This window comes from Thermostichus sp. MS-CIW-34 (assembly GCF_054060435.1).
In genome coordinates this window covers 21,538-40,863 of the sequence record NZ_JBSSDE010000016.1, presented here as the reverse complement: position 1 = coordinate 40,863, position 19,326 = coordinate 21,538, and the positions used below count along the sequence as shown (strand labels likewise).

18 protein-coding genes, 1 tRNA gene and 1 pseudogene are annotated in these 19,326 nt (G+C 58.5%); 8 read left to right on the top strand and 12 right to left on the bottom strand.

Annotation, left to right across the window (positions count from 1 at the left end; translation table 11 throughout):
* Window positions 1–35 precede the first annotated feature (35 nt).
* Window positions 36–449: a hypothetical protein gene (locus ACVWYY_RS07430; protein ID WP_457388252.1), complete on the bottom strand. Its 414-nt coding sequence runs from the start codon at window positions 447–449 to the stop codon at window positions 36–38.
* A gap of 381 nt (window positions 450–830) precedes the next feature.
* Here ACVWYY_RS07430 and ACVWYY_RS07425 point away from each other — a divergent pair, with 381 nt between their 5' ends.
* Window positions 831–1,196: a hypothetical protein gene (locus ACVWYY_RS07425; protein ID WP_457403217.1), complete on the top strand. Its 366-nt coding sequence runs from the start codon at window positions 831–833 to the stop codon at window positions 1,194–1,196.
* A 119-nt stretch (window positions 1,197–1,315) separates the two neighbouring features.
* Here the strand turns inward: ACVWYY_RS07425 and ACVWYY_RS07420 are convergent, their stop codons facing one another.
* On the bottom strand, window positions 1,316–2,269 hold the full coding sequence (locus ACVWYY_RS07420; RefSeq protein ID WP_457403215.1) for a M48 family metallopeptidase: 954 nt from the start codon (window positions 2,267–2,269) through the stop codon (window positions 1,316–1,318).
* Window positions 2,270–2,441: 172 nt separating this feature from the next.
* Here ACVWYY_RS07420 and minC point away from each other — a divergent pair, with 172 nt between their 5' ends.
* The 4 genes from minC (at window position 2,442) to ACVWYY_RS07400 (ending at window position 7,117) form a co-directional block, all read left to right on the top strand.
* The gene (gene minC / locus ACVWYY_RS07415) at window positions 2,442–3,176 is read left to right on the top strand and encodes a septum site-determining protein MinC (protein ID WP_457440068.1); all 735 of its coding nucleotides are present in this window, start codon (window positions 2,442–2,444) and stop codon (window positions 3,174–3,176) included.
* Window positions 3,173–3,979 (top strand): septum site-determining protein MinD, encoded by an 807-nt coding sequence (minD, locus tag ACVWYY_RS07410; RefSeq protein WP_414349640.1) that lies wholly within the window; start codon window positions 3,173–3,175, stop codon window positions 3,977–3,979. Before minC ends, minD begins: the two co-directional genes overlap by 4 nt.
* Window positions 3,980–4,068: 89 nt before the next feature.
* Window positions 4,069–4,371 (top strand): cell division topological specificity factor MinE, encoded by a 303-nt coding sequence (gene minE / locus ACVWYY_RS07405; RefSeq protein WP_457440066.1) that lies wholly within the window; start codon window positions 4,069–4,071, stop codon window positions 4,369–4,371.
* A 397-nt stretch (window positions 4,372–4,768) separates the two neighbouring features.
* Complete coding sequence (locus ACVWYY_RS07400; RefSeq protein ID WP_457440064.1) at window positions 4,769–7,117, top strand: cation:proton antiporter domain-containing protein; 2,349 nt, start codon at window positions 4,769–4,771, stop codon at window positions 7,115–7,117.
* Here ACVWYY_RS07400 and ACVWYY_RS07395 read toward each other — a convergent pair.
* From ACVWYY_RS07395 to ACVWYY_RS07375, 5 genes are all read right to left on the bottom strand, one after another.
* Window positions 7,095–7,463, bottom strand: a complete 369-nt coding sequence (locus ACVWYY_RS07395; RefSeq protein WP_414329655.1) for a gamma-glutamylcyclotransferase family protein — start codon at window positions 7,461–7,463, stop codon at window positions 7,095–7,097. The two genes, ACVWYY_RS07400 and ACVWYY_RS07395, sit on opposite strands and share 23 nt — an antisense overlap.
* A gap of 42 nt (window positions 7,464–7,505) precedes the next feature.
* Window positions 7,506–8,117, bottom strand: coding sequence for a glycerol-3-phosphate 1-O-acyltransferase PlsY (gene plsY, locus ACVWYY_RS07390; RefSeq protein WP_041436109.1), 612 nt, complete (start codon window positions 8,115–8,117; stop codon window positions 7,506–7,508).
* Between the two features lie 219 nt (window positions 8,118–8,336).
* A complete protein-coding gene (gyrB, locus tag ACVWYY_RS07385; RefSeq protein ID WP_457403213.1) occupies window positions 8,337–10,265 on the bottom strand; it encodes a DNA topoisomerase (ATP-hydrolyzing) subunit B in 1,929 nt (642 codons plus the stop codon).
* Between the two features lie 201 nt (window positions 10,266–10,466).
* On the bottom strand, window positions 10,467–11,006 hold the full coding sequence (gene rimM, locus ACVWYY_RS07380) for a ribosome maturation factor RimM (protein ID WP_457398395.1): 540 nt from the start codon (window positions 11,004–11,006) through the stop codon (window positions 10,467–10,469).
* 12 nt (window positions 11,007–11,018) lie between these two features.
* Window positions 11,019–11,984 carry an SPFH domain-containing protein gene (locus ACVWYY_RS07375; protein WP_414409308.1) on the bottom strand — a complete coding sequence of 322 codons (966 nt, stop codon included), beginning with the start codon at window positions 11,982–11,984 and terminating at the stop codon, window positions 11,019–11,021.
* Between the two features lie 217 nt (window positions 11,985–12,201).
* Between ACVWYY_RS07375 and ACVWYY_RS07370 the strand changes: the two genes are divergently transcribed.
* The 3 genes from ACVWYY_RS07370 (at window position 12,202) to leuC (ending at window position 15,990) form a co-directional block, all read left to right on the top strand.
* A complete protein-coding gene (locus ACVWYY_RS07370) occupies window positions 12,202–13,233 on the top strand; it encodes an NAD(P)/FAD-dependent oxidoreductase (protein WP_457403212.1) in 1,032 nt (343 codons plus the stop codon).
* 63 nt (window positions 13,234–13,296) lie between these two features.
* Window positions 13,297–14,397: a polysaccharide deacetylase family protein gene (locus ACVWYY_RS07365; RefSeq protein ID WP_457403211.1), complete on the top strand. Its 1,101-nt coding sequence runs from the start codon at window positions 13,297–13,299 to the stop codon at window positions 14,395–14,397.
* Between the two features lie 189 nt (window positions 14,398–14,586).
* On the top strand, window positions 14,587–15,990 hold the full coding sequence (gene leuC, locus ACVWYY_RS07360; RefSeq protein ID WP_414343883.1) for a 3-isopropylmalate dehydratase large subunit: 1,404 nt from the start codon (window positions 14,587–14,589) through the stop codon (window positions 15,988–15,990).
* 18 nt (window positions 15,991–16,008) lie between these two features.
* Here leuC and ACVWYY_RS07355 read toward each other — a convergent pair.
* From ACVWYY_RS07355 to ACVWYY_RS07335, 5 genes and pseudogenes are all read right to left on the bottom strand, one after another.
* Window positions 16,009–16,082 (bottom strand) — tRNA-Met (locus tag ACVWYY_RS07355).
* Between the two features lie 48 nt (window positions 16,083–16,130).
* Window positions 16,131–16,265: pseudogene (locus tag ACVWYY_RS07350) on the bottom strand (XdhC family protein); the annotation flags it as partial.
* Between the two features lie 6 nt (window positions 16,266–16,271).
* Complete coding sequence (locus ACVWYY_RS07345) at window positions 16,272–17,537, bottom strand: RNA-guided endonuclease InsQ/TnpB family protein (RefSeq protein ID WP_457403209.1); 1,266 nt, start codon at window positions 17,535–17,537, stop codon at window positions 16,272–16,274.
* 70 nt (window positions 17,538–17,607) lie between these two features.
* On the bottom strand, window positions 17,608–18,045 hold the full coding sequence (locus ACVWYY_RS07340; RefSeq protein ID WP_457403208.1) for an XdhC family protein: 438 nt from the start codon (window positions 18,043–18,045) through the stop codon (window positions 17,608–17,610).
* Window positions 18,046–18,100: 55 nt separating this feature from the next.
* Window positions 18,101–19,252, bottom strand: a complete 1,152-nt coding sequence (locus tag ACVWYY_RS07335) for a serine hydrolase domain-containing protein (protein ID WP_457403207.1) — start codon at window positions 19,250–19,252, stop codon at window positions 18,101–18,103.
* Window positions 19,253–19,326: the final 74 nt, after the last annotated feature.

Here is a 19,326-nt window from a genome sequence, read left to right as displayed (position 1 = left end):
GCAAGGGGATCCCTGGCCCCCCTTGGGGATCTGGGCTAGCGCAGCACCTTGAGAGGGCTGGCCTCAATGGGTCGGTTGCCCATAAAGGTTTTGGCAATTTTCAGGCCATCGGCCATTATCGGCCGATTGAGCGCGGGGTCATGGATGAATTTGGCGCCAGAGGCAACCGTTGGGCGTCCCTCCCCCCAAGTGTCCACGACTTTGAGAGTTGCAGCAGCAACTGGACGTCCGTCGGCATAGTAATCCACCACTTTCAGGGTTGAAGCCCCAACCGGACGGTGGTCAATCTCAATTTCGCTGAACTTGACAGGGCTGGGAAACACGGGCGGGCCGGATTTCTCCCCCAGCAGTACCGGCATCTGAGCAGCCGCAGAGGCCCCATCAGCAGGCAGGGGAGCCAGGTTTAGAGCGTTACCCGTTTGCGTTAGCGGGAGGGCGTCCTTTCCCATAGAAGAAGCCTCTTGCTCTGGAAGCGTGCCGGAATGACCATTTGGAACGGCCATAAGAAACTCCTGAGTTGGTAGAGATAATGAACAAAACAGGACGGGAAAGGGCAGGAAGCTAGATCCCAGTGGAGCGCTGCAGAAGAGGGATATCCTTGGCAAGGCTAAAGGTTGGCCTCCCCAAGTTCAAATGAGTGAGACTGAATCTCGAATCTAAAAATATTCTAAACCAAAGTTTGGCATGGGATCCGCCGGCTGTGACCCAACGGTTCCTGAGACGATGCCGGCCAGTCGCGTTAGCGTTGCGCAGCTATGACGTCCTCTTCGCTTCAGCCACTCCCTGGCAAAATCCAAAGCGGACGGTACACTAGTGAGTTAGCAAAGTCTATGGCAGGGATCCCCTATTCCTATTGGCGCTGGGCAAGGTGGCCGGCACCGGCTCTGTGGGCGTTGCTGCTTTTGTCTGCTCCTGCGGCTTGGGCTTCTGCCCTGGACGCGCCCCCATTTGACCTGAATGTTGTCCGCTCCCGTTCTCTGCTGTGGAGACATCCTCTCCTTGTTCCCGAGCAGAAGGATCCCATCCCATCCGCTCGCGTTAGCGGGACGGAGTCCTGGGTTGAGGTCGAGGTGACAGAGCATCCCTTTCTGGAGTTCACCCTTGAAGAAAGCAACGCAGCTGTTGCCCTATTTGGATGCGATTGCCCGGCCCACCTCAACCAGTTGCGGAGACTACGCGGTCTGCCTTTGCTGTGAAGCACAGCTCCACCAGTAGCCATCCCCGACCAAGAAACACAGGAAGTCATCAAGGCCAAAGATTGGGAGCGAGAGCCATTTCAGCCGGCCTTGGGCAGAAGGGATCCCTCTGTGCCGAGTTAGGGCAGGACAGGGAGTAGCGGCAGGATCTCAATCTCGGTGCGTTGGGTTTGTTCGGGGGATCCGGAGGGCCAAATGGAGCCGCCGGAGCCGTGGAGTGGAACGGTCTGACCGGCTGGGCTGACCATGCCGTGCTGAGTGATGAGCTGGTTGAGGCGGGCAATGCGCTCCGAGACGGGGGGATGGGTGCGCAGGAACTCTGGCACAGATCCGCGGGATTGCAACTTGGCCAAAAATTGCGGCATGCCCTGCGGGTCAAACCCGGCGCGATAGGCTGCCCCCAGACCTTTTTCATCGGCGATAAACTCGTTTTCACGGCTCTGCGGGCGCCGTACTCCCAATTCCAGGGCCAGAGCGGCCAGGGTACTATCGTTGAGCCCCAACAATTGAGCCCCAAACTGGGCAGTGGCAGCCTGCTGCAGTTGTTGCAGGCCGTGGCGTTCGCCGATGTGGGCCACCTCGTGGGCCAGCACGGCGGCAATCTGGTCGTCGTTGTCGGCGGCTGCGAGGGCACCAGTGGTGATGTAGACAAAGCCTCCCAGTGTGGCAAAGGCGTTGATGTCGGGATCTTCCACCACTTGAAAGGTGTAGGGCAGATGGGGCCGTTCGCTGTGGGCGGCCACCCGTTGGCCAATGCGGTTCACCCGCTCGACCCAGTAGGGATCCGAACTGAGGCGAAGTTGTCCCCGCGCTTTCAGTTGTCGATCGATCTGGCGGCCTAAGCTCACCTCTTGGGCATCGTTCAACTGGCTCACCTGCAGCCACTGAAGGCCATGAATCAGCAAACGGCCCAGATCTTGGGCATGGGCAGGGGATCCCATCCCAGATGCCGCAAGAATGCTGAGTAGGGCAATGGCGACCGGTCTCACCGCGCGAGAACTCCACCCCTTGGAGAGGAGAGGATCCTGTCCTGCTGGCGCGAGCAGCCTGAGGGTGTGGCGAGGTTTCAACATCAGGAATTGGCTCCATCAAGTACCCTCAAGTTAGCGATCCCGAAGCAAGATTGTCCTGCCACCCAAGCGAAACCGCTTTGCTATCAAGGGCAACCGCCGAGAGAGTTTCCCCTGGCTTGGGGGAATGGAATAGGATAGGGCTCTATATTCAGGCAGACGTTTAAGGGCGGTCATGACGGGATCCCCTACATGGAACCCTGAAATCTCCCCATCTCCAGACTCCTGGGCCACGGGCAGCGTTTACTTTCGGTCGGATGCACAAGGGATCCATCTGCACTTGCCCAGCACCTTGCCTTGGGAGGAGCTTTGGGAAAACCTGGTTTGGCAGTTGCGCAGCCGCAAACCCTACTGGGCCGGGGTCGCTCCCCTCACCCTCTGGAGCCAGCAGCGAGAGCTGGACATGCCCACCCTACAACTTCTTGCTGCCCTATTGTCTCAGCATGGACTGCAACTGTGGCGCGTTCAAACTCGATCCCGCTCGACAGCCATCGCAGCAGCAACGTTGGGCTATTCTGTGGAGCAATCTTCCCTTTTGGAGGCAGTTCCCCCTGCTCCCCCAGACACCACACCTCTGTACCTACGTTCGACGGTGCGCTCTGGCATGTCCGTGCGTCACAGGGGCTCGGTATTCCTGTTAGGGGATCTCAACCCCGGCGGCGAGATCATTTCTGGAGGAGATATTTGGGTTTGGGGACGCTTGCGCGGCTTGGTTCACGCGGGGGCCGACGGCGACAAGGGAGCTGTAATTTTGGCTTTGCAGTTGGAGCCCACTCAGTTGCGCATTGCCGATCAAGTGGCCCGTCCGCCAGAAGGTGGATCCCTGCCCAACACCCCTGAAGTGGTTTACCTGCAGGAGGATGTCATCTGCGTCGCCAGCCTTCAGGATTTTCTGCGGAGAGGAGTATGAGCCGAGTCATTGTCATAACCTCTGGTAAAGGTGGAGTCGGCAAAACCACCGTGACGGCCAACCTGGGCACTGCCTTGGCGCGCTTGGGTCGCTCGGTGGTGGTGGTGGATGCAGACTTTGGCCTGCGCAACCTGGATTTGCTGCTGGGGCTGGAGAATCGGGTGGTGTACACAGCCCTAGAGGTGATCGCCGGGGAATGTCGCCTCGAGCAAGCTTTGGTGAAAGACAAGCGCACCCCCAATCTCTCGCTGTTGCCGGCAGCCCAAACCCGCAACAAAACGTCGGTGCATCCGGATCAGATGCGCCAGTTAATCGAGAAGCTGGCCAGCAGCCATGACTACGTGCTGATCGATTGTCCTGCTGGGATCGAGCAGGGGTTTCGCAATGCCATCGCCGGAGCCAACGAGGCCATCATCATCACCACCCCAGAAGTGGCAGCGGTGCGGGATGCAGATCGCGTGGTGGGCTTGTTGGAAGCCGCCCAGATTTCATCGACTCAGCTCATTGTCAACCGCCTGCGCCCGGACATGGTGGCAGCCGGCCAGATGATGTTGGTGGAAGATGTGGTGGAGGTGCTGGCCATCCCCTTGGTGGGTATTATTCCAGAAGACCGCGAGGTGATCGTCTCCACCAACAAAGGGGAGCCCCTGGTTCTCTCCGCCAATCCAACTCTGGCTGCTCAGGCCATCCAGCGCATTGCCCGACGGCTAGAAGGGGAAGCGGTGGAGTTTCCCAAGCTGGCCAGCTTGAGCGAGTCCTTTTGGGAGCGGGCCAAACGGTTTTTAAACCAAAAGGTGCTCTGACAACTGTTTTGTCGTTTTTCCCCACTTTATCCAGATTGGAATGGCAATTTTGACCTGTTTACAACTGAGTAACAAGGCCGGCAAAACCTATGCTCCTCGATTTTTTGGATCAGCTTTTTTCTCGGCACTCCGGCAACAGCCGCCAGCAAGCCAAGCAACGGTTAAAGCTGATCTTGGCCCATGACCGGGCTGACCTCACCCCGGCGGCACTGGAATCGATGCGCCTGGAGATTTTGGGGGTGGTGTCGCGCTATGTGGAGCTAGATTCAGAGGGAATGCAGTTTCATTTGGCTACGGAAGGGGGAACGACTGCTCTCATTGCCAATCTGCCCATCCGTCGCGCTAAGCCCTTAGAGACGGGTCTCAGCCACCCGGAAGGCGAGAAAGCCTAGAAGGGGAGATTTCTGGCAGCATGTTAATTGGCCTTCATTCCAACAGGGCTCCCAATGCCAGAGTGGTCGTCAAGCTCGCTCTGTGATAGGTTGAGGTAAGTCGTGTGTACTGTAGAAAGAGTGGAGCTGGGTGTAGCTTTTGCAACTTTATGGAGCCAGCACACAGAGGTTAACTAAATGTTAACTCTGCATGTTCGAGCTCATGAACTGCTGACGTGATGGGCAAAGCCACCTTGACGATTGGAGACTTTCCAGCAGTCTGTATTGGCGTTAGCGTTGCGGAGTAATAACGACGTTAACGATGGAAACAAAACGATGGAAACAATGAGAGGGTTGGCGTTTAGTAGCTGGAAAGGTAAGGGCTCCGTCCCGCTATTGCGTTCGGTTAAGCCTTAATATGCAAGATTCATTTGAGCTGACGATCCTGTTTACGCTAGCCCTGGTGGCTGGGATCGCTGCTCAGGTGCTGGCCAATTTTGTCAAAGTGCCCAGCATTGTATTCCTGCTGCTGTTTGGCCTGTTGCTGGGGCCAGATGGTTTGGGCTGGGTTCATCCCCAAGTCATGGGATCCGGGCTGGAAGCGCTGGTGTCGTTGGCGGTGGCCCTGATCTTGTTTGAGGGGGGACTGAACCTGCGGCTGCAACGTCTCAATCAGGTATCCGATAGCCTGCGCAACTTGGTTTTGTTGGGATCCCTGCTGACCCTGGTGGGGGGAGCGGCAGCAGCTCACTATCTGGGAGAGTTTCCCTGGCGGCTGGCTTTTTTGTTTGGATCCCTGGTGGTGGTAACAGGGCCGACGGTGATCAACCCCATCTTGAAGCGGGTACGGGTCGATCCGGCAGTCAGCACGCTCCTGGAGGGAGAAGGGGTGCTCATCGATCCCATCGGGGCCATTCTGGCAGTGGTGGTGCTGCAGGTGGTGCTCTCTGGCCATCCCAGTTTTCTCATGGCCCTGGAACAGTTGTCCAGCCGTCTGGCCATCGGGTCGGCGGTGGGAGCGCTGGGGGGCTGGCTGATGGGATCCTTCCTGCTTTGGTCGCGGCAGTTTTTAACCGAGGAGCTGCGCAACTCGGTGGTGCTGGCAGGGGCGCTGGGGGTGTTTGCCTTGGCCCAGTCGCTGCGATCGGAGGCGGGGCTGATGGCAGTGGTGATGGCGGGCCTGGTGGTGCGGCAGAAGGCGGCCATTGCCGAGCGGGGTGTGCGGCAGTTTCACGGCCAGTTGGTGGTGTTGGCCATCTCGGTGATCTTTATTTTGCTTACCGCCACGCTCTCCCTCAAGGCGGTGTTTGCCCTGGGCTGGGGATCCCTGGCCACAGTGCTGTGTTTGATGCTGGTCATCCGCCCCTTGAGCGTGTGGCTGTGTACCTGGCGCAGCGACCTGAATTGGCGGCAGAAGCTGTTTGTGGCTTGGCTGGCTCCTCGGGGCATTGTGGCGGCTTCGGTGGCCTCCTTGTTTGCCATTCTGCTGACAGAACGCGGCATTACCGGGGGAGATGCCCTCAAGGCGCTGGTGTTTTTGACCATCTCGGTGACGGTGACGGTACAGGGGTTGACGGCAGCCTGGGTGGCCCGTTGGCTGGGTCTGGATCAGGGCAGTTCCACCATAATCATCGGCGATCATCCCCTCACCAACCAATTGGCCCAGTTGATGCGCTCGCTCAACCAGACGGTCGAGGTGATCCCGTTGGTTTCTGGGTCTTCCAAAAATGGGCACGGCAGCTACAAAGCTCCCCACCCAACAGACGGTAAGGACTCCATCCCGCCATCCCGTAAGTCCTCCACATCCCTGTCAGGAACGCCGAAGCGTCGTCCAGCAGATGGCTTGCCCCCACAACTTCATTCCTCTGACGGCAACGGCACCCACAAGTCTGCCCCAAGCCAGGAAGTCGGCAAGCCAGAAGCCATCCCCGGATCCCTGCAGGAAGCTGTACTGAACGAGTCTGCTTTGTTGAAGGCCGATATCGACCATGCGGAAACTCTGTTGATCCTGACTCTGGATCCGCAGGTGAACTGGGCCATTGCCGAGTTGATGGTGAAACTCTCGGTTTCGGCCACCATCTGGACGGTGTTGCTGCCGGATATGCCCATCTCAGAAGGGATCCGCACCTTGCAGCCTTCCTTCCCCCAACTGCAGCGCTGGGCCGGCTATCTGGAGGCCAACCGGGCTGAGCTGCGCTCGATCACCCTACCCACGTTGGCAGACCTGGGCCTGCCTCTCCCTTTATCGCTACGTGACACTTCTGCGAATGCGGCCTCAACCCTGCCGGAGGCAGTGCGGAGCAATAAAGCTGATGTCTTGACGGCTCAAGAGTCGTTCCCGACAGCGGTGCGGAGCGCTTTTTCAGCACCAGCGCTGCCCAATCCCTTCCTGGCCCAGATGGGACTGGAGGATCCCACCCTTGAACGGCTGCGGGATCAGTTTGCCTATCGAATCAAAGCCGATCTATGCCTGCCCTTGTTGTTGGTGCGCCCGCAGCGGCTGAGGAGCGGCTCATCTCGACCGGGTCGGCTTTTCTACCTACCTGAGCCGGACATTTGGCGACGCGGGGATCGCATCTACTACCTGGAGCGCGTTTCCAGCCCTGTGGATGCCGGTGCTCTCTCCGCCAAAGAGTCTGATTCCCAAGAATGGGATCCGTCGGCAGCCGTTCGCGTTCGCGACAGCGGTGCGGAGCACAACAGTGGGATAGAGTCTTTGGTGCTGCCCCAGTATGTTGAGGGCGTCAAGCTCCACTTTGATCTCTAGCCAGCCAGCGGCCACTGGGGATGAGGGAACACCCCTGCACCTGCTCAGGCCGACCCAGATAAACCCAAGCAAAGGTGCCGCTATCCAGTTGCACCCACTGCCGTTCGTACACCCGCGGGTGGTCTTCCAGCTCGTCCAATCGGGGCAATAGACTCAAGGGGATGCGGTAGCACTCGCCGTAGAGCCGGTTTCGGCCACGAACTGCCATCGGGTAGGGGCCGAGACTGTAAAGATCAATGTGGTTGAGGCTGTCTGTCCCCAAAAATTCTGCCCCCTGCAGCAAGCTGTGGTATTGGCCGCCCCGCAGCAGGGATCCGTAGACAAAAACCACTGTGGTCGGTTGCATAGCGTTGCGGAGTAATACAGCTGCTTCACAGTGCCTTGAAAATTAGGGAGATTGCGTCCATTTTTGGCCAATGCGCGGCTCCGACCCGGCCAGTAGGCGCTCGATGTTGCGCCGATGAGCACCGATCACATACACCCCGCCCGCCAACGCAAACAACAAATAGGGCAAAGGTTGAGCTGTTGCCCACATCACCACCGGAGCCGCCACTGCCGCCAGCAGGGAGCTGAAGGAAACGATGCGGGTGAGGGCGAGCCCCAGCAGCCAGACGCCGAAAGTTGTCAGGGCTACCGGCCAAGCCATAGCCAACAAGATCCCCAGGCTGGTGGCCACCGATTTGCCCCCCCTGAAGCCCAGCCAGCAGGAACGGCTATGGCCGATCACTGCGAACAATGCCGCCAAAACCACCCACCACGCGGATCCCAAGGCCGATCCCAGAGCCACTGCTGCTGCCCCCTTGGCAGCATCCACCAGCAACACCAGCAGGGCGGGCCCCTTGCCCAACGTCCGCAACACATTGGTCGCTCCGGTAGAGCCGGATCCCTGTTGGCGAATATCGATGCCTCCCCACCAACGGCCTACCCAGTAGCCGGTCGGGATGGATCCCAGGAGATAGCCCCCCAGCACCGCAAGAAGAGCCGTAAGCAATGCAGGCATAGCAGGATCTGGAACGCTCTTCCCTCACTTTGCCACAGGGTCTGGGCTGCAACTGGGATCTTGCCCCGTCCAGGAGCTTTTGGCTGTTTGCGGCCTCGTCTGCAACACCGTTACGTTCGCGCCAGCGGTGCGGAGCACTTTCCCCCTGCCGTGGGCCCCGAAGAGGCGGGACAGAGTTCTCTCCACCCAATATCGAGAGTTGCTAAATATCGAGAGTCGCTAAATATCGAGAGCCGCCAGATCCAAATGGGCACTGTGGGCCTCAATAAACTCCCGTCGGGGGCCAACGGCATCTCCCATCAAGATGGTGAAAATGCGATCCGCCTCCACCGCATCTTCGATGGTGATTTGTTTGAGGGTGCGCGTTGCCGGGTTCATGGTGGTCTCCCAGAGTTGTTCGGGCATCATTTCCCCCAGACCCTTGAACCGTTGGATGGTGTACTTGGTGTTGGCAGGCAGCCCCCGCAGGATTTGGTCTTTCTCGGCGTCGCTGTAGCAGTAGCGAACATTGTTGCGACCCCACTCGATTTTGTAGAGCGGCGGACAGGCGATATAGACATAGCCCTGTTCCAGAAGCGCCTTTTGATAGCGGTAGAAAAAGGTCAGCAACAGGGTGCGAATGTGGCTGCCGTCCACGTCAGCATCGGTCATGAGGATGATGCGGTGGTAGCGCAGTTGGCTGGGATCAAATTCATCCCCTTTCACCCCCAAACCCAGCGCTGTGATCATGGCCTGAATTTCGGCGTTTTTGTAGATCTTGGCGGGATCTGCCTTTTCAATGTTGAGAATCTTGCCGCGCAGGGGCAACACCGCCTGAAACTGCCGATCCCGACCTTGTTTGGCGCTGCCGCCTGCAGAGTCGCCTTCCACCAAATACACCTCAGACTCCGCCGGGTCGCGGCAACTGCAATCGGCCAACTTCCCCGGCAGCGTGGAAGATTCCAGGGCAGATTTGCGCCGCACCAATTCTCTGGCCCGCCGGGCTGCCTCGGCAGCATTGAAGGACTGGATGGCCTTATCGACGATCCCCCTGGCCACGTTGGGGTTGAATTCCAAGTACTCCGTGAGCACCTCGGAGACGAGGGTTTGCACAATGCCCCGCACCTCGGTGTTGCCCAACTTGGTTTTGGTTTGCCCCTCAAACTCGGGGTTGGGTACCTTGACCGAGACGATGGCCGTCAACCCCTCGCGCACATTTTCTCCGGCCAGGTTGCTGTCGGAATCTTTCAGCTTGTTGAGTTTGCGGGCTTGGCTGTTGATGGTGAGGGTGAGAGAGGTTTTCAGGCCCTCTAGGTGGGTGCCTCCTTCGTTGGTGCGGATGTTGTTGGCAAAGCCAATCAAAGTGTCGGTGTACACATCCGAGCACCACTGCAGGGCCACTTCCACCTCCACACCATCCCGCTCCCCTCGGATGTAGATGATGTCGGAGTGGATGGGCGTTTTTTCGTGGTTGATGAAGGCCACATATTCCTTGATGCCGCCTGCATATTGATAGGTTTCGCAGTGAGGCGGATCCCGCCGCAGATCGCTGAAGGTGATTTTCAAGCCGGCATTGAGGTAGGCCAACTCGCGAAAGCGGGCCGCCAATACGGCATAGTCAAACTCTCGCTCGGGAAAGATCAGCCCATCCGGCTTGAAGCGCACCTCTGTACCCCGCCGGTTGGATCCCTTGGGTTGGGGTTCAGATTTCAGGGATCCCACCACCGCCCCGCGCTCGAAACGTTGAAAGTAAACCTTGCCCTCTCGCCAAACCGTCACCTCCACCCATTCGGAGAGGGCATTCACCACCGACACGCCCACCCCGTGCAGCCCACCGGAGACTTTGTAGCCGCCACCGCCAAACTTGCCCCCCGCGTGCAGCACCGTCAGCACCGTAACCAGAGCCGACTGCCCGGTTTTGGGGTGGATGTCCACCGGAATGCCGCGGCCATTGTCCAAAACGGATACCGAGCCGTCGGGATGCAGGCTGATCTGAATATCATTGCAATAGCCGGCCAGGGCCTCATCCACAGAGTTGTCCACCACCTCGTACACCAAATGGTGCAACCCCTTCGGCCCGGTGGAGCCAATATACATGCCAGGCCGCTTGCGCACAGCCTCCAAGCCTTCCAAAACTTGGATCTGCTCTGCACCGTAGTTTTCCGTCATTCCCAACTCCAATCCCGAGGAAGGCTCCCGGCCAAGATCAACAGAAACCCAGAAAAATTGACCTTAAAGGCCAGGAATCAGCTTATCATCAAAAAACTGTCCCCATGATAGCACAAAAGGCTAGAACGGCCACACAGACGCTTCTGAGGGCCAAGTTCAGGATGGGATGCAGGTACGGAAGTCAGGCCGTCTTGCCGAACTCTAACCCAGAAAGCTCTCCACCAGCCCCGGCGGCGGCTGCACGTGCAGTGCGCCTTTTTCCAAGTCCACGACAGGCACCAGGGCTTTCACAAAGGGGATCAACACCTGCCGGTGATCAGGGGTTGTTATCTCCAGCACATCCTGGCCGGCTGCCAAAATCCCCGAAACCTGTCCCAGCAGCTCCCCCTGGCGATAGACGGTCAAGCCGATGAGATCGCGGTAGTGGTACTCTTCCGGCTGCAAGGGCAAGCGGTGGGAAGCCGGTACCAGCAGCCTAGCCCCCACCCAGGTCTCAGCCACCGTTCGATTGGGGATCCCTTCCAGTCGCACCAAATAAAGACCCTTAGCCGGGAAAAACTGCCCCTCAATCAGGGAATGCAGCAGGGGCTCGGGATCCGTATCCCGCTGCAGCCAGCGCGGTCCGGGCTCTGTGAGGCGTTCTGGGAAATCCGACCAGCACCTAACCCGCAGCCAGCCCCGCAAGCCGTGGGCCGCCACCACCTGTCCCACCAGCAGCCAATCGGGATCCCGGGCCATCATGGTCGGTCAAACTCAGTCGAGCCGCGGAAAGTCCACTTCGGTTGGGAAAGAAGCCGGGGTACGCAGCTTCTGAGAGGCCGCCGCGCGAGATCCTTCCCCACCCTTGGCCACGTCCACCATGGAGAGCAGCCCTTGCAGGGTGCCAGGGATCGAATTGGGATCCATGAAGATCACCTTGGCGCTGGGACTGCTGCCCACCTTGAGGCCCATGTCGATATAGTTTTGCGCCATCAGGTATTGCAACGCATTGGCTGCCTCTGGATTCTCTTGCAAAGTGGCGGCTATGGTCTTGATGGCTTCAGCCGTGCCCTCAGCCAACAGCAGCCGCTCCCGTTTCTCCGCTTCTGCCCGCAATAGCTGCGCCTTGGCGGCCCCAGCCGCTTGGTTGATGCTGGCCTGCTGCTCCCCTTCTGATTTCAGAATGGCGGCCCGCTTCTCCCGCTCGGCAGCCATTTGTTTTTCCATCGAGTCTTGCACGGTTTTGGAGGGTTGAATGTCCCTGACTTCCACGCGGGTGATCTTGATCCCCCAGGGATCTGTGGCCTCGTCCAGCTCTGTCAAAAGGCGAGCGTTGATCTCGGCGCGGGAGGAAAAGGTTTGATCCAAATCCATACGGCCAATTTCGGCGCGCAAGGCCGTCAGCACCAGGTTAATCAAAGCCCGCTGCACATCCTCGACCGCATAGCGGGCCTTGATCATGTCGGTGATGCGCCAGTAGACCACCGCATCGGCCATCAAAGAGACGTTGTCGCTGGTGATGCACTGCTGAGGAGGCACATCCAACACCTTCTCGCGGATGGTTTCCTGGAACACAATCCTATCGATAGGGGGAAGAATAAAGTGCAATCCTGGGGTCAGCTTGCGATGAAACCTGCCCAAACGCTCCACCAATGCCTCATACCCCTGGCTGATGATTTTGACCGAGTTGAACAGGTAGCCGACAAAGATCAGGGCAATGGCCGCTAAGATACCTGGCATAGGGCTTTTCTCCTAAGGGGGAGTTCAGTCCCCATTCTAGACGGTTGCTAGACGGTTGTTGGGACTGCTCCCTTCACTTGGATCACGCCTCAACAGAAATGTGGTGGACTCAGCAGGATAAGCAGTCCTCGGAACATATAGAGTTTCTTAAGATTTTTCAGGCCGCAGCCAACGACCTGAGATCACCCGGCAAAAAGCTCGTGAGGGGATCCCGTCCATGAAACTGAGCAGCAGGAATCTAGAAGTTGCTTTGAACAAAATCTATGACGTGATCGTGGCCGGAGGGGGAGCAGGGGGGTTGTCGGCGGCAATCTATCTGGCTCGTTATGGATTGAGTTGCCTGGTGGTGGAGAAGGGCAGAGGCCGCTCTTTTTGGATGCAGGATTTGCGCAATTATCTGGGATTGCCTCCGACCACTCCCGGACGAGAGCTGTTGCGACAGGGAACAGAGCACGCCCTCAGTTTAGGGGTAGATTACCTGCGCGGCTTCGTGGAAGATGCCACCGATGAGGGAGACCTTTTTGCAGTCAAGGTCAAGGTGGGAAAAGTTAACAGCCTCTACCCCATTTTTCGGAGCAAATATCTGATTGCAGCAACCGGCATTATGGACGAGCTGCCTCAGTTGTCGGATATGCAGAATGTTTACGACTACGCCGGCTATTCACTGCATGTCTGTATGATCTGCGACGGCTATGAAATGCGGGATCAAAAGTCAGTGTTGATCGTCAATTCGGAAGATCGGATCAATACAGCTTTTGTCCTCAACTGGTTTACACCCTATATCTCGGTGTTGACCCACGGCCTCTGCTCGGTCGGCCCCGACATGCGCAAAAAACTGGCGGATCATGGCTACCCCCTCTACGAATCTCCTATTCGCCGCTTTCTTGGAGAAAACCATCAATTGCAGGGTGTGGAGTTGGAAGATGGCACTTACATCGAAGCAACTACCGGCTTGGTGGCGATGGGCGCCAGATACCACAATGCCTATTTGAAAGGGATCCCCGGCTTGAAATGGCAAGGGGAAAACCTGTTGACCGACGAGTGGTGTCGCACTGCCCATCCGCGGCTGTTTGCGCTGGGCGATTTGAAGCAGGGCCTGAACCAGGTGGCGATTGCGGTTGCCGATGGCACCCTAGCTGCCACAGCCATTTGGCGGGACATCCGACGGGCCTCACCTGCACGTAAATGGGAAGAGCGCCTGCTCTCGCCACCTGGGATCCCAGGGCCTTCCGGATCCTCACTAAATTGATGGGCTCTATCGAGCTTGGGTGGCTTCTGTCCTATGATTGGTTGCGAAGGATTAAGCCATTCCATGCACTCTCTGAAAGTGTTGAAAGCGTTGATATTTTGCCTAGCCTTCCTACTGGTTGGACTGATCTACTACTGCACGGTAGAGGCCCAGCCTCTTTTTGAGCTGAACCTGACGGCCACCTCGGAATACAACCTCATTCTCCCCATCGAAAGCATTCGGGTGGTGCGCGGTGCCAATCCCCAAGATTTGCTCATTTATCTATCAGCTCCTTCGGCAGCCTGGATCCATCAAGAAGAGGTGAACGGGCATTATGTGATCGACATCCCCTACGGAGTCATTACCCATACAACAACCGTCGAGGTCGCTTCGGATCTGCCCTATCGGCTGAGCTGGGGCAACCAAAATGAGCAGACGGGGCGACTGTTGATTACCCCTGCTCCCCCTCGTGTGGAGGTGTTTCTGCAGCATAGCTGGATCCCGGATCCCGACTTTCTCGATCCGGCGGAAAACAGCCAACCTTTGCAACTGCCCTTGGAAGAAATGCTGGGGCCTTTACTGGAAGTGCCGCCTCGTTCTGCCTTTCTGACCATTGATGATGGCCCCTGGCCCCAATCCACCCCCCGACTTTTACAGGTTTTGGATGATCTTCAAATCCCGGCCACTTTCTTTGTTATCGGCACCCACGTTTCCCGATTTCCTGAATTGGCTCAATTGATCCAGGCCCATCACCACACCCTAGCCAATCACACTTTTACCCACGATTATCAACGTCTCTACGGAAGCAACGAGCTGTTTTATGCTGAGGTGGATCAGACAACCCAACTGCTCAAAGCGTTGAACTTGGATCCCCAACTGGTTGTTCGCCCACCGGGAGGTTTTCGCCTAGATTCTGCTTTGCGTCGCTCTCTGGAGCAGGCAGGGTATCGCGTTCTTTACTGGAACATGAGCGCAGAAGATGCCTACGCCGGCCAAAGTGCAGCCCAACTTTTGGAGCGCATTCGAGCCCAGTTGCCGGCGATCCAAGCTTCCGAGCGGCCCCTGGTTTTGCTGCTGCACGATCGCTGGCCCCACACTGCAGAGGCCCTGCCGGATATCGTCGCTGCCATTCAAGAGGCGGGCTATCGCTTTTTGCCCTGGCCGGCCTTCAGGGATCCCGTTTGAAGGGCTGGCAACAGGTTTTCTGGCTTGAGGACTCCGACCCGCCTTTGCCGGCTGGGGATGTTCAAAGAAGGGCTGCATCTCGCTCAGCTCAGCAGCGTTGCCCAGAGATAACGGAGGCCTGTGCCTTGACAAGCTTTTCCCCAAGTAGCACATTGAAAGTTTACAGGACTTGGCTGCGGGCCGAGGAAGATGAGCGAGAGGACATTATTCGATAAGGTGTGGGATGCCCATACGGTGCGGATTTTGCCCTCTGGGCAGACGCAGTTGTTCATCGGCCTGCACTTAATTCACGAGGTGACCAGTCCGCAGGCTTTTGCCATGCTGCGGGAGCGTCATCTGCCGGTTCTGTTTCCCGAGCGGACGGTGGCCACCGTGGATCACATCATTCCCACCGACAACCGGGCACGGCCTTTTGCGGATCCCTTGGCAGAGGAGATGATCCAGGAATTGGAGCGCAATTGCCGGCAATACGGCATCCGCTTCTACAACAGCGGCTCCGGTCGGCAGGGGATCGTGCATGTGATTGCCCCGGAGCAGGGGTTAACTCTGCCGGGGATGACCATTGCCTGTGGGGACAGCCACACCTCTACCCACGGGGCCTTTGGGGCCATTGCTTTTGGGATCGGCACCAGCCAGGTGCGAGACGTATTGGCCACCCAAACTTTGGCTTTGTCCAAGCTCAAGGTGCGCCGCATTGAGATCCACGGCAAGTTGGGGCCGGGAGTTTACGCTAAGGATGTAATTCTGCATATCATCCGCAAGCTGGGGGTCAAAGGCGGGGTGGGCTACGCCTACGAGTATGGGGGCAGCGCCATTGAAGCCATGAGCATGGAAGAGCGCATGACCCTCTGCAACATGTCCATCGAGGGAGGGGCCCGCTGCGGCTACGTCAACCCCGATGGGGTGACCTTTGAGTATTTGCGGGGGCGAGAGTTTGCCCCACAGGGATCGGATTGGGAAGAGGCGGTAGCCTGGTGGAGAAGCCTGGCCAGCGACGGCGATGCCCGCTACGACGATGTGGTGGTCTTCCAGGCCGCAGATATTGCGCCGACGGTTACTTGGGGGATCACCCCCGGCCAAGGTATTGGGGTGGATGAGCGGATCCCTGCCCCCGAGGATCTGCCGGAAAGCGAGCGGGAACTGGCCAAAGAGGCCTATGCCTACATGGACTTGCAGCCAGGGGATCCCATTGTAGGGACACCGGTGGATGTCTGCTTCATCGGCAGTTGCACCAATGGCCGCTTGAGCGACCTGCGGGAGGCAGCCAAGATTGCCAAGGGGCGGCGGGTGGCCCCAGGGGTGAAGGCGTTTGTGGTGCCCGGCTCAGAACGGGTAAAGCAGGAAGCAGAACAGGAGGGCTTGCGGGAGATCTTCGAGGCGGCAGGGTTTGAGTGGCGGGATCCCGGTTGCTCCATGTGTTTGGCGATGAACCCGGATCGGTTGGTGGGGCGCCAGATCAGCGCCTCTTCTTCCAACCGCAACTTCAAGGGCCGCCAGGGATCCCCCAGCGGGCGCACCCTGCTCATGAGCCCGGCCATGGTGGCAGCGGCGGCAGTCAGTGGCAAGGTGGTGGATGTGCGGACACTGCTTTAACCAACCGTCTCTCAGGCATAGCGGGGACTGGATTTGAACCAGTGACCTTCGGGTTATGAGCCCGACGAGCTACCAGGCTGCTCTACCCCGCGGCGCTTTTCTAGCCTAGCTTGTTCTCGGGCCAACCGGCAAGCCTACGCCTAAGTTTCGCCCTTTTGTGTGGGTATTGTCTTCGGGGATCCCCGTCGCACCTGGATGAGCTGGGCGGTGATGCTGATGGCAATCTCGGCGGGGGTTTCGGCGTGGATCTCCAGACCGATGGGGGCAAAGAGCCGAGTAAACTACCCGGCCCTGACTGCTTCGCAGTACAGGGCGGGCTTTCGGTAGCCCTGCAGTTGGCAAGCCAACCACGGGCCTCTAGGCTGGTTTACGACAGCCCCAAGCTTGGCAATCATGTTGGCCCCATTCCAGTCCGCATCCCCTTCCCATCCACAGTGCCCACACTTGAACTGCTTCCCACTGCGATAGGATTGCGCAGGGTCGGGATGGATGTGCAAACACTTGTGACAGGTCTGCGACGTGTAGGCAGGCGGAACAAGAATCAGAGCAACCCCCGCACGCAGAGCCTTGTACTCCAAAAATTGACGGAGTTGATAAAACGCCCAACTGTTGGCCTTGCGCCGTTCGGCTTTGCTGCGTGGCTGTTGATTGACCCTTTCCCGAATCCCTGTCAAGTCTTCCAGAGCAAGAGCGCTGTTTGTGGCTTTTGCCCTAGAGACAATAGCTTTGGAGATGCGATGATTGACCCACGTTTTTGCTACGCAACGCTGACGCGACTGAAAGCGTCTCTCCTTGCCAGACAGCCGTTGCAACAGTTCTCTGCATCTGCGCCGCGAACTGCGTGTGCCCTTACTGGCTTTGCGTTGGAGTGCCGCCCTCAACCGGGAGTAGTGGTCTCGGACTCTGTTCAACTGCTGTCCATTCCAGTTCTTCCCCTCTGAGGTATGAGCGATATCTATCCTTCCCAAATCCACCCCGATCACCTTGTCGGTATCTTGTTGCTTGGGTGGTTTTTTCTCTACGCAAATCTGGATGTAGTAGGAGCCGTCTCTGCGCTTGACCAGAGTGGCTGATTTGGGATTGGAGCCCGCCAACTGTTCTCTCTGGTAACGGCCAATCGCCAGCTCAAAGCGCTCTCGACCCTCCACTGTGGTCAGCGACACCGTCCAGTCTTTCTCGCGGAACGAAAAGATACGAGCGTCATAGGTCGCGAAGCCCCCCTTGTTCGCGTTAGCGTCGCGTAGCGACAACGCTTTGACGGGGCGGTTTTTCTGTCGGGCAACCTTGCGGGCACCGGCCAGCCGTCTGCAGACCTGCTGGTCGCGTAAGCGGGACGTAGTCCTTGCCAAGTTACTGGACAAGCCGAACCGGGCACGGATTTCGCGGTAGCACAGAGATTGAAGTTTAACGGTGTTGGTGACTTTCTCGGGCGTGTTTTGGTTGACCCAGTTCAACGCCTGCACAAAGGCATCCAAGGTCGCGTCCAACTTTGCGGCCTGCGACTGGGACACCTTGAGCTTACAGGAGACGGTCAGGACTTGGGTCATGGTTCTATCGTAACTTCCGCATTCCTCCCGACACTGACCCTACGGGTACAGTGCGGGGCTCCTGCGATTTCTAGCTGAGGTAGGGGAACCCCTGGGGATCGAGGGGGGTGATCAGCCAAGCCCTTGGCCCTTGGGTCAGAGCCTGGAGGATCTGGGCCGCCAATGTTTGGGCAAGGGATCCCTGCCATCGCTGTAGCCAAATGTGCATCCGTCCCCCGCAAACGCCCAGGGGAGGGCTGTTGAGGTCAAGGGAAACTTGCATCCCAGCCGGCGAGGACTCCCCATCGCCAACGGGAACAGCGGTCTGCAAAAGGGTTTGCGCTCGGGCAATGACTTCCGCTTCGGCAGCTCCACCGCCAATGGTGCCCAACAGGGTGCCATCAGATCCCACGGCCAGTTTTGCCCCCGCCTGGCGAGGCACAGATCCCTGGGTGCGGACCACCGTGGCCACCACCAGCGGCCCGCGGGAGAGCATGTCTGCCAACTGTCGGTAAAAGGTCTCGTCCACCTCAGCCTCGGTTATGCCTACGGCACCCTAGCGGGAACGGTCAGGGACTCAATGATCAAGAAAGCCCCTCTAGGATGGCCTGATGGAAGGCAACCCGGAAAGCCTGGAACCCGTTCTCCCGCCGACCGTGGTAGACGGCGTTGGTGAGCAGCGCCACCACCAGCTCCCGCTCTGGATCGATCCACAGAGAGGTTCCGGTGAAGCCGGTGTGGCCGAAGGCGCTGGGGCTGAACGGGTAGCTGCTGGCCAAGGGATCCGGGGAGCGCAAGGCAAACCCCAAACCCCGGCGCTCGTGACAGCGGTGGGCATCCCCTTGCCGAGGCAACTGCTCGCGGGTCATTTCCCTCACCGTCTGCGGCTGCAACAGGGATCCCGTCAAAAAACTCTCCCCGAAAGCAGCTACTTCCTCTGCCGTGGCAAACAGTCCGGCATGGCCGGCGATCCCGCCCAGGCGGGCGGCATTTTCGTCGTGAACCTGCCCCTGCAGGCGGCGCTTTCGCCAAGGACACAGCTCGGTGGGGGCACAAGAGACAGAGACAGGGGGTGGGTCGAAAGGATCCCCCGGATAAAACTGAGTTTGGCTCAGGCCCAGAGGCCGCAAGATCCGGGCGTACAAGATCTGATCCAGAGGGGTTCCGCTCAGACGTTCCAAAGCCAGCCCCAGCAGGATCAATCCAAGATCGCTGTAGACTCTGCGGGATCCTGGTCTGTAGGCCAAAAAGGTGTGCAAAGCCATGTGCCGGGCAGATTCGGCATCGGGCTGTCGAAAAAGGGGTCGCCAGGCGGGCAAACCGGCGGTGTGGGCCAGCAACTGTCGCACCGTCACCTGTTCTGTTGCAACAAGCTGGCCTAAGGATTCCGGTTCCACAGCAATCCATTTCCCCGGCTGCAGAGGATCTTCATAGGGGGCAATGGGGCGGGATCCCTGAAACTCCGGCAACAGGAGACTCACCGGTTGATCCAACAGCAACGCTCCGGCTTCCACCAGGGCCATGCAGGCGGTGGCGGTGTACAGCTTGGTCAGCGAGGCCAGGTCAAAACGGGTGGCCGAGGTTGTTGGTTGGCGCCGGGTCTCAGGGTCGAGATAACCTGCCGCCCTTGAGTAAATACACCTTCCCTTGTGGCGGATGGCCACTTGGGCAGCGGGGAAAAGGTGGGGAATGGCGGAGTTGAGCAGCCCCTCCAGCAAGGTCGGATCCCAGCCCATCTGCCTCCTCTCCTCCCGGCTTGAGGATCCCCAGTCCAACAAACAACTTGTAACGGTGTTTACAAAAGCCTACC